The 12,494-nt window shown below is 61.3% G+C and carries 15 protein-coding genes; 9 read left to right on the forward strand and 6 right to left on the reverse strand.

Annotated features, from left to right (window positions below):
* Positions 1 to 51: 51 nt before the first annotated feature.
* The 3 genes from cobU (at position 52) to NA647_RS06120 (ending at position 1,573) form a co-directional block, all read left to right on the forward strand.
* Positions 52 to 573, forward strand: coding sequence for a bifunctional adenosylcobinamide kinase/adenosylcobinamide-phosphate guanylyltransferase (gene cobU / locus NA647_RS06110; RefSeq protein WP_256056881.1), 522 nt, complete (start codon positions 52 to 54; stop codon positions 571 to 573).
* 100 nt (positions 574 to 673) lie between these two features.
* Positions 674 to 1,267 carry an alpha-ribazole phosphatase family protein gene (gene cobC, locus NA647_RS06115; RefSeq protein ID WP_256056882.1) on the forward strand — a complete coding sequence of 198 codons (594 nt, stop codon included), beginning with the start codon at positions 674 to 676 and terminating at the stop codon, positions 1,265 to 1,267.
* A 63-nt stretch (positions 1,268 to 1,330) separates the two neighbouring features.
* A complete protein-coding gene (locus NA647_RS06120) occupies positions 1,331 to 1,573 on the forward strand; it encodes an adenosylcobinamide-GDP ribazoletransferase (RefSeq protein WP_423836462.1) in 243 nt (80 codons plus the stop codon).
* 3 nt (positions 1,574 to 1,576) lie between these two features.
* Here the strand turns inward: NA647_RS06120 and modC are convergent, their stop codons facing one another.
* Genes modC through NA647_RS06140 form a run of 4 tightly spaced genes read right to left on the reverse strand, consistent with a single transcriptional unit; the run spans position 1,577 to position 4,931 of the window.
* Positions 1,577 to 2,668 carry a molybdenum ABC transporter ATP-binding protein gene (gene modC / locus NA647_RS06125; protein ID WP_256056883.1) on the reverse strand — a complete coding sequence of 364 codons (1,092 nt, stop codon included), beginning with the start codon at positions 2,666 to 2,668 and terminating at the stop codon, positions 1,577 to 1,579.
* A complete protein-coding gene (modB, locus tag NA647_RS06130) occupies positions 2,665 to 3,345 on the reverse strand; it encodes a molybdate ABC transporter permease subunit (RefSeq protein WP_256057071.1) in 681 nt (226 codons plus the stop codon). Before modB ends, modC begins: the two co-directional genes overlap by 4 nt.
* 10 nt (positions 3,346 to 3,355) lie before the next feature.
* Entirely contained in the window at positions 3,356 to 4,108 is a 753-nt protein-coding gene (gene modA, locus NA647_RS06135) for a molybdate ABC transporter substrate-binding protein (protein WP_256056884.1), read from the reverse strand.
* Positions 4,109 to 4,118: 10 nt separating this feature from the next.
* Positions 4,119 to 4,931 (reverse strand): TOBE domain-containing protein, encoded by an 813-nt coding sequence (locus NA647_RS06140; RefSeq protein ID WP_256056885.1) that lies wholly within the window; start codon positions 4,929 to 4,931, stop codon positions 4,119 to 4,121.
* A gap of 163 nt (positions 4,932 to 5,094) precedes the next feature.
* On the opposite strand from NA647_RS06140, the gene NA647_RS06145 reads away from it, so the two are divergent.
* Complete coding sequence (locus tag NA647_RS06145) at positions 5,095 to 5,643, forward strand: glutathione peroxidase (protein ID WP_256056886.1); 549 nt, start codon at positions 5,095 to 5,097, stop codon at positions 5,641 to 5,643.
* A 42-nt stretch (positions 5,644 to 5,685) separates the two neighbouring features.
* Here NA647_RS06145 and NA647_RS06150 read toward each other — a convergent pair whose 3' ends face one another.
* Together NA647_RS06150 and NA647_RS06155 are read right to left on the reverse strand one after the other, a co-directional pair.
* A complete protein-coding gene (locus NA647_RS06150; protein WP_256056887.1) occupies positions 5,686 to 7,002 on the reverse strand; it encodes an OmpP1/FadL family transporter in 1,317 nt (438 codons plus the stop codon).
* A 169-nt stretch (positions 7,003 to 7,171) separates the two neighbouring features.
* Positions 7,172 to 8,017, reverse strand: coding sequence for a sulfurtransferase (locus NA647_RS06155; protein ID WP_256056888.1), 846 nt, complete (start codon positions 8,015 to 8,017; stop codon positions 7,172 to 7,174).
* A gap of 135 nt (positions 8,018 to 8,152) precedes the next feature.
* On the opposite strand from NA647_RS06155, the gene rnd reads away from it, so the two are divergent.
* From rnd to ltaE, 5 genes are all read left to right on the forward strand, one after another.
* Positions 8,153 to 9,277, forward strand: a complete 1,125-nt coding sequence (rnd, locus tag NA647_RS06160) for a ribonuclease D (RefSeq protein ID WP_256056889.1) — start codon at positions 8,153 to 8,155, stop codon at positions 9,275 to 9,277.
* Positions 9,274 to 9,567 (forward strand): YcgL domain-containing protein, encoded by a 294-nt coding sequence (locus NA647_RS06165; RefSeq protein WP_256048125.1) that lies wholly within the window; start codon positions 9,274 to 9,276, stop codon positions 9,565 to 9,567. The genes rnd and NA647_RS06165 overlap by 4 nt, the downstream gene beginning before the upstream one ends.
* Positions 9,568 to 9,644: 77 nt before the next feature.
* Entirely contained in the window at positions 9,645 to 10,094 is a 450-nt protein-coding gene (locus NA647_RS06170) for a YcgN family cysteine cluster protein (RefSeq protein WP_256056890.1), read from the forward strand.
* A gap of 52 nt (positions 10,095 to 10,146) precedes the next feature.
* A complete protein-coding gene (locus tag NA647_RS06175; RefSeq protein ID WP_256056891.1) occupies positions 10,147 to 11,373 on the forward strand; it encodes a hypothetical protein in 1,227 nt (408 codons plus the stop codon).
* Between the two features lie 54 nt (positions 11,374 to 11,427).
* Positions 11,428 to 12,432, forward strand: a complete 1,005-nt coding sequence (gene ltaE / locus NA647_RS06180) for a low-specificity L-threonine aldolase (RefSeq protein ID WP_256056892.1) — start codon at positions 11,428 to 11,430, stop codon at positions 12,430 to 12,432.
* Positions 12,433 to 12,494 lie beyond the last annotated feature (62 nt).

The raw sequence follows: 12,494 nt of genomic DNA on the forward strand, positions 1-12,494 counted from the left end.
GCTGGGTCGCACCTGCCTTACGCTCGATCCGAACTTTGAAAGGAAACCGGAATGCCTGAACTGATTCTCGGCGGTGCCCGCTCCGGCAAGAGCAGGTTGGCCGAGCGCCTGGCTACCGAGTCTGGCTTGGCAGTCACTTACATCGCCACCAGCCAGCCGCTTGATGCCGAGATGAGCGAGCGTATCGCCCGCCACCGCGCGCGACGGCCAACGGACTGGGCACTGGTGGAGGAGCCGCTGGAGCTGGCCTCGGTGCTGCGTGAGCACGCCAGCGCTGATCAATGCCTGTTAGTGGATTGCCTGACGCTATGGCTGACCAACCTGCTGATGCTGGACGATCCAGCGCGGCTGGCCGAAGAGCGCGATGCGCTGCTCGAATGTCTTGCGGCGTTGCCAGGACGCGTACTGCTGGTCAGTAACGAAACCGGATTGGGGGTGGTGCCGCTGGGTGAGCTGAGTCGGCGTTACGTCGATGAAGCAGGCTGGCTGCATCAGGCGCTGGCCGCGCGCTGCGAGCGTGTGGTGTTCACCGTCGCAGGCTTGCCAATGATTTTGAAAGGAGAACCGTTGTGACCGAGCACTGGTGGCAGGCGCCTTGTCGTGTCCTGGATGAGCTCGCACGCCAGGCGGCGCTGGCGACCTTCGCCGAAGCAGCCGTTGCCGGGCAGGACGCATGAACCTGCATCTGGACATGTTGCGTCACGGCGAGACGGTATCCGGTGGTGGCTTTCGCGGGCGATTGGACGACGCGCTTACCGAAGCTGGCTGGCAACAGATGCGCCACGCGGTCACCAAGGCTGGGCCTTGGGACCGGATCATCACATCTCCCTTGCGCCGCTGCGCAGCTTTCGCCGTGGAATGGTCCGAGCAGTGCAATCTGCCGCTGGAATTCGAGCCTGACCTGCGCGAACTCGACTTCGGCGATTGGGAAGGTCGTACGGCGGCTGGGCTGATGGTCGATCAAAGCGATGCCTTGGGTCGCTTCTGGAACGATCCCTACGGCTACACGCCGCCCGGCGGTGAGCGGTTGATCGAATTCGAGACGCGTGTCCTGACGGTGATCGAGCGACTCACCGACCGCTTCGCCGGCGAGCGCATCCTCCTGATCACCCATGCCGGCGTGATGCGCCTGCTGTTGGCTGAGGCGCGTGGTCTGCCGCGTGGGCAGCTGCTGCAGATCGAGGTGAGCCATGGCGGAATGTGCGGGCTGAAAACCGGTTTCGCCGACGCCACGCTCTGGCTGGAAGAAGCATGCAGCCCTTTCTGATCGCGCTGCAGTTTCTCACTAGCCTGCCGGTGCGGCTTAGCGGCATGCCCGCGCCGCAGGCGGCTGGCCGATCAATGTTTCATTACCCTTGGTGGGATTGCTGTGGGGGCGATTCTCTGGCTTGGCAGTCTCACAATCGAAAGCGCCGCGGTGCCGCTGCAGGCATTGGCGGTGAGCGTCGGTATCGGTTGGCTGGCACGCCGGGCCATATGCCGGCGCATCGGCGGCACCACGGGTGACACGGCCGGTGCGCTGCTGGAGTTGGTGGAGTGCGGCGTGTTGGTCGCGTTGGCGCTACGGGTCTGAACCTCAGCCGAGCAGGGCGACGGCTTTGATCTGCGCCCATAACGCTTTGCCTTCCACGACACCAAGCTGATCCGCCGAGCGGCGGGTGATGCGCGCCAGCAGCGGCGTGCCTTGGGCATCCAGACGAACCAGAACGTGCGCGGGCGTATCGGCGGTAGCGATCTGCTCGACGCGGGTCGGCAGCAGGTTGCTGATGCTGGTGCCTTCGGCGCGTTCCAGCGTCAGGCTGATGTCCCGCGCATGGACACGAAAGCGCAGGCGCTGGCCGATCGCTTCATCACGCTGCCCCACCAGCACTTCGCCGCCGGTAAATACCAGGCGTGTGAGGTGATAGGTCGGGTCATGTTCTGCAACCTGCGCCTCGATGACCACGCCCGCGTCTTCGCTGAAGGCGGTCGGCAAGTCGAGGCGGGCAAGGGTTTCCTGCAGTCCGCCCTGAGCCATTGCCCGACCATTCTCTAGCAGCACCACATGATCGGCGAGTCGCGCCACTTCGTCCGGCGAGTGGCTGACATAAAGGACGGGAATTTCCAACTCGTCATGCAGCCGTTCCAGATACGGCAGGATTTCCTGCTTGCGTTTGAAGTCCAGCGCCGCCAGCGGCTCGTCCATCAGCAGAAGACGCGGGCTGGTCAGCAGAGCGCGGGCGATGCCGACACGCTGTCGCTCGCCGCCCGACAGGCGTTCGGGCATGCGGTCGAGTAGGTGACCAATGCCGAGCAGTTCGACCGCCTGTTCCCAGATCACGCGGCGCTCGTTCCGCGCGACACGCTTCATGCCGAACTCCAGATTGCGCTGCACCGAAAGATGGGTGAACAGGTTGGCTTCTTGAAACACATAGCCGATTGCGCGACGGTGCGGCGGCACGAGACAACCGCTGGCCGAGTCTTGCCAGCGCTCGCCGTTGATGTCGATCCGCCCGGTTGCGTTGCGTTCGAGGCCGGCGATGCAACGCAGGCAACTGGTCTTGCCGGAGCCCGAAGGGCCGAACAGGGCGGTCACGCCGCGTCCGGGCAGGTTCAGATCCACGTCCAGCCGAAAGCCGGGATGGTCCATCCGCAGTTGTGCCTGAATGCCGCTTGATCCTCCGTTCATCCACGCCATCCCTGTTTGAGGCGGCTGCTGTAAAGCACTAGCAGAACCAGAAAGGAAAACACCAGCATGCCGCCTGCAAGCCAGTGCGCTTGCGCATATTCCATTGCCTCGACGTGATCGTAGATCTGCACGGACAGCACGCGGGTTTTCTCGGGGATGTTGCCGCCAATCATCAACACCACGCCAAATTCCCCGACGGTATGGGCGAAGCCAAGAATACTGGCGGTGATGAATCCAGGGCGAGCGAGCGGAAGAACAACGGTGAAGAAGGTATCCAGCGGCCCGGCACGCAAGGTTGCAGCGGCCTCCAGGGGGCGCTCGCCGATGGCCTCGAAGGCGTTCTGCAGCGGCTGCACGACGAAGGGCATCGAATAGAACACCGAGCCCACCACCAGACCCGCGAAGGTAAACGGCAGGGTGCCGAGCCCGAGGCTTTGTGTCAGCTGTCCGACCGGGCCATTAGGGCCCATGGCGACCAGCAGGTAGAAGCCCAGCACGCTAGGCGGCAGTACCAACGGTAGCGCCACCACGGCGCCAATCGGCCCCTTGAGGCGCGAGTGGGTACGCGCCAGCCACCAAGCGATCGGCGTGCCGATCACCAGCAGTAGCAGCGTGGTGATGCCGGCAAGCTTGAGTGTCAGCAGGACGGCTGCCAAGCCTGCATCGTCCAGCGGCATCATGGCGCCGTCATTCCAGGCCGTAGCCGTATGCCTCGATTACCTCGGCGGCTTTTGCGCTTTTGAGGTAATCGAGCAGTGCTTGTGCCGCGGGGTTGACGCGGCCCTTGTTCAGCAAGAGGGCATCCTGGCGAATGGGTGGATGAAAAGACGCCGGTACGATCCAGCCGGAGCCTTCACCGATCGCACCCTCGTTCACGACCTGAGAAAGGGCGACGAAGCCGAGTTCGGCATTGCCGCTGGCCACGAACTGATGCGCCTGGGCGATGTTCTCGCCTTGCACCAGCCGGCCACGCGCTGATTCGGTCAGGCCGAGTTTTTCTAGCGTGGCCATGGCCGCGGCTCCGTAAGGGGCGGTTTTCGGATTGGCGATGGAGAGATGGCGATAGGGTTGCCGGGTCAGCGTGGTCTGGTCATCGACGTAATCGCTGCGTGCCGACCACAGCACCAGCGTGCCGATCGCATAAGGGAAGCGGCTTCCGGCAACGCCCAGGCCCTCGCTTTCAAGCTTGGCTGGGACTGCTTCGTCAGCGGCCAACAGCACGTCGAACGGCGCGCCGTTGTGAATCTGCGCATAGAACTTTCCGGTCGCGCCAAAGGCGAGCACGGCTTTGTGCCCTGTGTCCTGTTCGAATTGTTCGGCGATGACCTGCATCGGTTTGGTGAAGTTCGACGCCACCGCGACTTGCACTTCGGCGGCTTGGCCGGCCAAGGGCAGCAGCGCAATCGTAAACAGGGCGGCAATTGTGCAAAGACGCTTCATCCGTTTCTCCTTAGTCCACGGCGATGATGACGTGCGACGCCTTGATCAGCGCCGTGCAGGCTTGTCCGAGTGCCAGGCCTAACTCTTCGGCGCTCTCGTTGGTAACGACCGCGCCCAATGTGCGATTGCCGGGCAGCAGCAGCTTGACTTCGCAGTTCACCGCTCCGGGCGTCAGTCCGCTGATGGTGCCGGTCAGGCGATTGCGGGCGCTGATCTTTACCGTCGGATCGGGTGAAAGCAGCACGAAGCTGGCCTTGATCAGCGCCATCGCGGTCTTGCCGGGCTCCAGGTGAAGTTCGTCGATGCTGTCGTTGGTCAGGGTTGCGGTAATCGTCTGACCTTCCCCGATATCGAGGCTCAGGCTGCCGTTCACTGCGCCTTTTTCGACACGGGTGATGCGTCCGCGAAACTGGTTGCGCGCACTGGTTTTCATGGCGATTGCCCGGAGTAGTTTGTCGATGTCTTCGAAGCCTTCGATGCCGTGCGCCACCTGGGCGAGAAAGCGTTCATATTCCTGCTGCATGCGCTGCCAGACGTGCAGCATCTCGCGACCGAAGTCGGTCAGCTGGGTACCGCCGCCCTTTGCGCCGCCCGCTGCCCGAACCACCAGGGGGCGTTCCGACAGGTTGTTCATCGCATCCACCGCATCCCAGGCGGCCTTGTAGCTGAGGTTGATGGCTTTAGCCGCACGAGTGATCGAGCCTGTCGCCTCGATCTGTTCCAGCAGTTCGATGCGTTTGCCGCCGAGGTAGTCCTTCTCGCCGCGGTTGAACCAGAGTTGCCCATCGATGCGCAGTGGTCCGAGATGCTGTGGATCGTTCATGTTTGGCCCTCGTGAGTGCGCGCATTCTGCCAAGCGCTATATAGATCTGTATATAGCGTAATCGGAGCTGCTCGTAATATTTACTGCGCCGATGAAAAGAGCAGACGTTGCCGGTTGGGTAGCTCAGGCGTAGCGTGTGGCGCATCCCGCTCGGAGATTTGCCATGAGAACCCAACTGATCGTTGCCTCACTCGCTCTGACGCTGCTGGCCGGCAATTCAGTGGCGGATCAATGCCCGGCCCTGCTGCAGCATGAACTGCCGAAACTGCGTTCGAAGGAAACCATCGACCTGTGCCAAGAGTTCCAGGGCAAGGCGCTGGTAGTCGTCAACACCGCCAGCTTCTGTGGCTTCGCGCCGCAATTCGAAGGCCTCGAAGCGCTCTACCAGCGATACAAGGACGACGGATTGGCGGTACTTGGCGTGCCGTCCGATGACTTTTTTCAAGAGTCGGACGATGCCGCCGAGACGGCGGAGGTCTGCTACGTCAATTACGGCGTGACCTTCGCCATGGCGCAGACGCAACCCGTGCGGGGTAGCGATGCGATACCGCTGTTCAAGGAATTGGCCGAGCAGGCCGGAGGTGCGCCACGCTGGAATTTCTACAAGTACGTGGTGGATCGCAACGGCAAGGTGGTCGACTATTTTTCCAGCAAGGTCGAGCCGGACGATCCGAAGCTGATCGCTGCGGTGGAGAAGGCGTTGGGCGAGTAGCGAGGGGAAAGAAGCCCCGGCCGAGCGGCCGGGGCAGGTGCGTCAGAAGCGGTAGCTTAGAGCAGCGCCGAAGCCGTGGGCGCTGTTTTTGTAGTCAGCGTTGTAGATGCCCTTGGACGGAACGTCGCGGCGGACTTTCGTTTCCTCTTCCCACAAGTAGGAGTAGGCGAGATCGACGGTAATGTCATCGGTTGGATTCCAGCCCAGACCGAAACTTACTGCCGTACGATCACCAGTTGGAATGCGAGGCGAGCGATGAGTATTGTTGGTCGGGCTCTGGTCAAGTGCCAGACCCGTACGCAGCGTCCACTCTTTATTTAGCTTGTAAGCAGCACCAAGAGCATAGGACCAAGTGTCATGCCAATCCTGCTCTTCGACGATCGGAGCTAGGTTGCCTTGCAAAGCTACTGGAATTCCGTCGTTTTCAATGATGATGGATTCGAAGCGGCTCCAGCGCGTCCACATGGCGCCTGCGTAAAGAGTCCACTGGTCATCGATATCGTGAGTAATCGACATGTCGACGGACTCGGGCGTGTCGAGATCCAGCGAAGCATCATATTTTCCCGACGCCTGTATACCTACCGCTTGAAGCTGATCAAACCCGGCGCCGGACAGGCGAGTATCGCCTTCGAGTTTGTACTTAACTTTGGAGTGGTAGGTGATGCCGGCGCGAGTCTGCGGTGTAAATTCATAGAGCAAACCGGCATTGAAGCCCAATGCAGTGTCGTCACCCTTGACCTTTACGCGACCGTCGCTGGTCCCAGGAGTGACGCGGCTAAACGAAGCGCTTTCGAGCTGACCATCAATGCGGTTGATAGTCGGGCCGAAACCGACCGACAGCTTTTCATTAAAGCGATAGCTGACGGTTGGCTGAATGGTGATGACGCGCACTTCGCTGTAGTCACCGTGGTAGCGTCCCTGGAAGCCGCTTTCATAGTCGGCGACCACCCCGAACGGCACGTAAATGCCGACGCCCACTGCCCACTTGTCGTCGATTGGCTTGACGTAATAACCCATCGGTACAGCGGTAAACGGCACCATATCGCCATCGTTGCTGCCGCTAACCGGAGCACGGGCTCCGCCTTGGCCCTGTGGGGTGAACGCTGAAGTGTCATCGATATCCGTCTTGGCATGAATCGCCGCCAAACCAAAGCTCACTTCCTCGCGCTTGAGGCGCGACATGCCGGCAGGGTTGCCGAAAAGGGTCGTGGCGTCATCGGCAGAAGAGGAGCGACCGGCAAACGAGGTGCCCATGCCGCTGACGCTCTGCTCGTTAAGGGCGAAACCGGCAGCCATGGCCTGAGTGGAAAGGGCGCCCACGGCTACTGCGATCGCGGTCTTCAACCAAGTTGTTTTCATTGTTGTACTCCAGAGAAAAAAGCGGCTCGGACCCTATCAAGCTTCTCTGATTCGTCGCAAACGAAAGAGTGCAATTTTTCGTAAAGGGCGACGATCGGCGGCGATAAAGAGTGAATATTCAATAAAAACCCGCCGGGCAGGTTCTGACTGGTCGGCCGCTCAAGTTGCGTCAGGCGATTGGCCGCTGCGGATCGGTGATCCACTCGCTCCAAGAGCCTGGATAAAGTTTGGCCAGCGGATAGCCGGCGAGGCACAGGGCGAACAGGTTATGGCAGGCTGTCACGCCAGAGCCGCAATAGGCCACCAGGGCATCTGCTGATTGATTGGCGAGCTGCTGGCTGAAACGCGCGCGCAGCTGGTCGGGAGAAAGAAAGTGCCCGTCAGCGTCGAGATTCTCGGTGAATGGCACACAGGTGGCGCCCGGGATGTGTCCGGCAACCGGGTCGATCGGTTCGACTTCACCGAGGAAACGGGGCAGAGCGCGGGCATCAATCAGCGTCAGGTTTTGCGTTCCAAGTTCGCCGGAAAGCGCCGCTGCGTCGATGGTCAGGTTGTCATCGGGTCGTCCGTGGAATTTGCCTGTCGTCGGCGACGGCGCATTTTGCTCCACTGGCAGACCGGCGTCGCACCAGGCTCGGTAGCCGCCGTCGAGCAGGTATACGCCCTCACGCTTGCCCAGCCATGCCAGCAGCCACCAGGCCCGAGCGGCGAAGGCGCCGGGGCCGTCGTCATAGAGCACGATTTCGCTGTCGTTGTTCAAACCCAGCGCCTGGAACGTTGCGATCATATCCTCAGGGTGCGGTAGCGGGTGCCGGCCGGTTACGCCCGGTACGATTTTTCCGGACAGATCGCGTTCGAGATCGGCATGGCGGGCGCCGGGAATATGCGCATCGGCGTAGCTGCGTCCGCCGTAATCTGGATCATCCAATGCGTAGCGGCAATCGAGGATACACAGTGCAGGTGTATGCAGGCGCGCGGCCAGTTGGTCGGCACTGATCAGTTGGGCAAGCGGCATGGCGGGGCTCCGTTCTGAGATTCGCGAAACGTTAGCACGCGATGGATGAGCCGGGCGCGGCGTGACCTCAGCGATATATACTGCGCGCCTTTCGACCAGGCGTCCGGTCGCGAGCCGAATAACAAGGAGGGCCTAGTGGCCATCGAAACTCAATGGGTGCTGGATGACGCGCATCTGGCCCGTCTGTGTGGCGAGTGGCGCCAGCTGCCTTACGTAGCGGTAGATACCGAGTTCATGCGGGTCGACACGTTCTATCCTATTGCTGCCCTGTTGCAGGTTGGCGACGGGCGTTGCGCCTATCTGATCGATCCACTGCGGATCAGCGATTGGAGTGCATTTGCCGGTCTGCTGGAAGACCCAGTCGTAGTGAAGGTCCTGCATGCCTGCAGCGAAGATCTGGAAGTGCTCTGGCGCCTGACCGGCAGCTTGCCGACGCCGTTGTTCGATACGCAATTGGCCGCCGGCTACTTGAATATCGGCTTCTCCATGGGCTATTCGCGCCTGGTGCAGAGCGTGCTGAACATCGAGCTGCCCAAGGGCGAAACGCGCTCCGATTGGCTCCAGCGGCCGCTGAGCGAGATGCAGATTCGCTATGCCGCCGAAGATGCGCAGCATCTGGCCGAGCTGTACGAGGCGCTGCAGCCGAGACTGGCAGATGACAAGCGTGCCTGGGTGATTGAAGACGGTGCCGAGCTGGTCGCGAGTCTGCAGCGCGAAACGGATCCTGATGAAGCCTATCGCGACGTCAAGCAGGCCTGGCGTCTCAAGCCGCGACAGCTCGCGGTGTTGCGTGTACTGACTGCTTGGCGAGAGCGTGAGGCGCGAGCGCGCAATCAGCCGCGCAATCGGGTGTTGCGTGAGCACAGCCTGTGGCCGCTGGCGCGTACCCAGCCGACCGATCTGGTAAGCCTCGCGCGTATCGACGATATGCATCCGCGTACCGTGCGTCAGGATGGCGAAACCCTGCTGGAGCTGATCCGCGCCGGCGCCGCCACGCCTGAGCAGGATTGGCCTGAGCCACTGCCGGAGCCGCTGCCGCTGGAAGTGTCGGGGCTGTTGAAAAAACTGCGTGCGGTCGGTCAGCGCGAAGCCGAGACGCTCGATATCGCGCCTGAATTGATGCTACGCAAGAAGGTGCTCGAAGCCTTGCTGAAGACCGGCTATCCGGATGGGCCTTATGAGTTGCCTGATTCGCTACGCGGTTGGCGTCGCGAGCGTATGGGCCAAGCCCTTCTCGATGTAGTGGAAGTGAAGTCATGAAACGCATCTGCTCTATATATAGAAGCCCCCGCAAGAACGGAATGTACCTGTACGTCGAGCGTAGCGAGGCGTTGGCACGGGTGCCTGAAGCCTTGCTTGCCGCCTTCGGCCCGCCGCAGCTCGCCTTCGATATTGTCCTGACGCCAGAGCGCAAACTGGCCCAGGAGGACATCGCGACGGTGCTCGATAATCTGGAAAAACAGGGTTATCACCTGCAGATGCCGCCGCCTGAGGAAGAGTACATCGAGCATCTGCCCGAAGAGTTGCTGCGCCGCAACGATCCCGTTTAAGCCGGCGCGCGTGCCCGAGCTTGGCCAGTTGCATCGCAATGGCTAGACTCGCGCCTTTATTCGAGATGGCAAATTCCATGGCGGCAAAAGTCGAACCCTTCTGGAAGCGCAAAACCCTCGCCGAGCTGGATTCGGTCGAGTGGGAGTCGCTGTGCGACGGCTGCGGCTTGTGCTGCCTGCAGAAGCTCGAAGATGAAGAGGACGGCAGCGTCTACTACACCCGCATCGCCTGCAAATTGCTCGATCTGAACAGCTGCCGTTGCACGGACTATCCCAACCGACGGGCCAGTGTGCCCGATTGCATACAGCTGACCGCAGCGGATGCCGCGCAATTCAAGTGGCTGCCACCGACCTGCGGTTATCGACTGGTAGCCGAGGGTAAGGATCTCCCGCTCTGGCATCATCTGATTTGCGGCGACCCGGATGCAGTGCATGCCGAGCGGATTTCTCAGTCCGGGCGGATGATCGCCGAGGGCTCCGTCGCCGAGGACGACTGGGAAGATCATTTGATTTTCCGAGCTGGTTGAATCTCCGTCTGGACGCGTCGTCATAGCACTGAACTCAACCTGGAGTCGCTCGATGTCCCTTCGTCTGTTACCGCTGCTTGCCGTTCTGTTGTTGTCTTTCATCACGACGGCGCACGCCGCCAAGAGCGTGGATGTCGACTTCAACGTCAAGTTCGTCCCAGAGCAGGATATTGCTGAAGTCGAACTGCTCGTAGAAGACGGCAGTGTTATCCAATACATCGATTTCAATCTGGGTGACGAAGGGCTGTACAGCGGCTTCGTGACCGATCCGGAGGGCAGCTGGCAGGAAGAAAACGGCCGCGGCGTCTGGCGGCCGGTCGATGGCAAGGCGCGGCTGAGCTATCGGGTCAAGGTCAGTCACCAGCGCAAGAATGGTCGCTTCGATGCGCGAATGACGGACGACTGGGCGTTGCTGCGCGGTGACGATCTGGTTCCCGCTGGCCGTATGGATCATCAGGACGGCGTCAAATTGATCTCCCGACTGCGGGTCGAGCTTCCGAAAGAGTGGAAAAGCGTCGAGACGGGTTGGCCCCGTATCGGTAAGAACCGCTTTCGCATCGACAATCGGGAACGCATGTTTGATCGCCCGACCGGCTGGATTCTTGCTGGCAAGCTGGGCAGTCGTCGGGCCAGGCTCGGTGAAACCGACGTAACGGTAGCCGGCCCGGTGGGCGAGGGGCTGCGGCGGATGGATATTCTCACGCTGCTCACGTTCGTCTGGCCTGAAGTACAGAACGTATTCCCGCGTGATCCGAAGAAACTGCTGATCGTGGGCGCCGGGGATCCTATGTGGCGGGGCGGTCTCTCGGGCCCGAACTCGCTGTTCATGCATTCTGACCGGCCGCTGGTCAGCGAAAACGGCACCAGCTCACTGGTCCACGAACTGGTCCATGTGTTCAGCCGTATCACCGATGCCGACCGCAGTGACTGGATTAGCGAAGGGCTGGCCGAGTACTACGCCATCGAGCTGATGCGCAGGGCCGGTGGCATAAGCGAGGATCGCTACCAACGGGTGCGTGAACACCTGACTAAGTGGAGCCGCAAAGTCACTAGTCTGCGGACCGAGCATTCCAGCGGTCCCGTCACGGCCAGGGCGGTGCTGCTACTGCAGGAGCTCGACCGCGAGATCCGGCAGCGCACCAAGAACCGGCACTCGCTGGACGATGTCGCGCGCGGCTTGATGCGCCTCGACAAGGCCACCACCAAAGACTTCATCGACATCACCGAAACCATGCTGGGCGGCGCCTCGGCCGTGTTGGACACCCGTCTGTTGCGTTGAGATGCGTGCGGTTGGGGCGAGTCTAGGCAGATGACCCAAATCCAAGGAATTGCCATGAGCCTGATCGATTTACGAAGCGATACGGTCACACAACCTACGATCGGTATGCGCGAGTCCATGCTGAGTGCGCCCACCGGCGATGACGTTTACGGTGAAGATCCTACCGTTCGACTGCTGGAGCGAACGCTGGCGACGCAACTGGGCATGCAAGCGGGTTTGTACGTACCCAGCGGCACCATGAGCAATCTGCTGGCGCTGATGTCGCACTGCGAGCGCGGTGATGAATACGTTGCCGGCCAGTTGGCGCACACCTATAAATACGAGGCCGGTGGCGCCGCGGTGCTCGGTTCCATCCAGCCCCAACCGATCGAAATAGAACTTGACGGCTCGCTGGATCTGGAGCGAGTCGCTGCGGTGATCAAGCCGGACGATTTCCATTTCGCCCGGACTCGCCTGCTGGTGCTGGAAAACACCATGCAAGGCAAGGTGCTGCCGCTCGAATACCTGGCTAAGGCCAGAGCATTCACCCACGAGCGAGGACTGGCATTGCACCTCGACGGTGCCCGGCTATTCAACGCTGTGGTGAAGTTGGGGTGCACGGCGCACGACATCAGCCGTCACTTCGACTCGGTATCGGTGTGCCTGTCGAAAGGGTTGGGTGCTCCGGTCGGCTCGGTGCTTTGCGGTGACGAGGCATTCATTGCCAAGGCGCGGCGGCTGCGGAAGATGGTTGGCGGCGGTATGCGTCAGGCTGGGGTGCTGGCGGCCGCCGGACTCTATGCCCTGGAGCATCAGGTGCAGCGTCTGGAGCAGGACCACCGGCACGCGCTTGCTATTGCCGAAGGGCTGCAAGCGTTGGGTTACGCGGTCGAGCCGGTACAGACGAACATGGTTTATGTACAGATGGGAGGTCGCGCGGCGGCGCTGAAGGCGTTTTGTGCGGAGCGTGGCGTCATCCTCACCGCTGCGCCACGGCTGCGGATGGTGACGCATCTGGATGTGCGGACCGAGCATATCGATCTGATCGTCGAGAGCTTTGCCGCTTTCGTCAGAGCATAGGCCCGAATTGCTGTCGAATAGCTTGATTCAATCTCACTTATCCTCTATGCGCGCGGCGTTGG

The organism is Stutzerimonas stutzeri, assembly GCF_024448985.1.
Classification (GTDB): domain Bacteria; phylum Pseudomonadota; class Gammaproteobacteria; order Pseudomonadales; family Pseudomonadaceae; genus Stutzerimonas; species Stutzerimonas stutzeri_AP.

Excerpts from the sequence above, each read along its gene's own strand:
- NA647_RS06165 (WP_256048125.1), top strand. The coding sequence starts at position 9,274 with ATGAAACGCATCTGCTCTATATATAGAAGCCCCCGCAAGAACGGAATG.
- NA647_RS06140 (WP_256056885.1), bottom strand. The coding sequence starts at position 4,931 with ATGAACGATCCACAGCATCTCGGACCACTGCGCATCGATGGGCAACTC.
- NA647_RS06175 (WP_256056891.1), top strand. The coding sequence starts at position 10,147 with ATGTCCCTTCGTCTGTTACCGCTGCTTGCCGTTCTGTTGTTGTCTTTC.
- modA (WP_256056884.1), bottom strand. The coding sequence starts at position 4,108 with ATGAAGCGTCTTTGCACAATTGCCGCCCTGTTTACGATTGCGCTGCTG.
- cobU (WP_256056881.1), top strand. The coding sequence starts at position 52 with ATGCCTGAACTGATTCTCGGCGGTGCCCGCTCCGGCAAGAGCAGGTTG.
- modB (WP_256057071.1), bottom strand. The coding sequence starts at position 3,345 with ATGCCGCTGGACGATGCAGGCTTGGCAGCCGTCCTGCTGACACTCAAG.
- cobC (WP_256056882.1), top strand. The coding sequence starts at position 674 with ATGAACCTGCATCTGGACATGTTGCGTCACGGCGAGACGGTATCCGGT.
- NA647_RS06145 (WP_256056886.1), top strand. The coding sequence starts at position 5,095 with ATGAGAACCCAACTGATCGTTGCCTCACTCGCTCTGACGCTGCTGGCC.
- NA647_RS06155 (WP_256056888.1), bottom strand. The coding sequence starts at position 8,017 with ATGCCGCTTGCCCAACTGATCAGTGCCGACCAACTGGCCGCGCGCCTG.
- NA647_RS06150 (WP_256056887.1), bottom strand. The coding sequence starts at position 7,002 with ATGAAAACAACTTGGTTGAAGACCGCGATCGCAGTAGCCGTGGGCGCC.
- modC (WP_256056883.1), bottom strand. The coding sequence starts at position 2,668 with ATGAACGGAGGATCAAGCGGCATTCAGGCACAACTGCGGATGGACCAT.
- NA647_RS06170 (WP_256056890.1), top strand. The coding sequence starts at position 9,645 with ATGGCGGCAAAAGTCGAACCCTTCTGGAAGCGCAAAACCCTCGCCGAG.
- ltaE (WP_256056892.1), top strand. The coding sequence starts at position 11,428 with ATGAGCCTGATCGATTTACGAAGCGATACGGTCACACAACCTACGATC.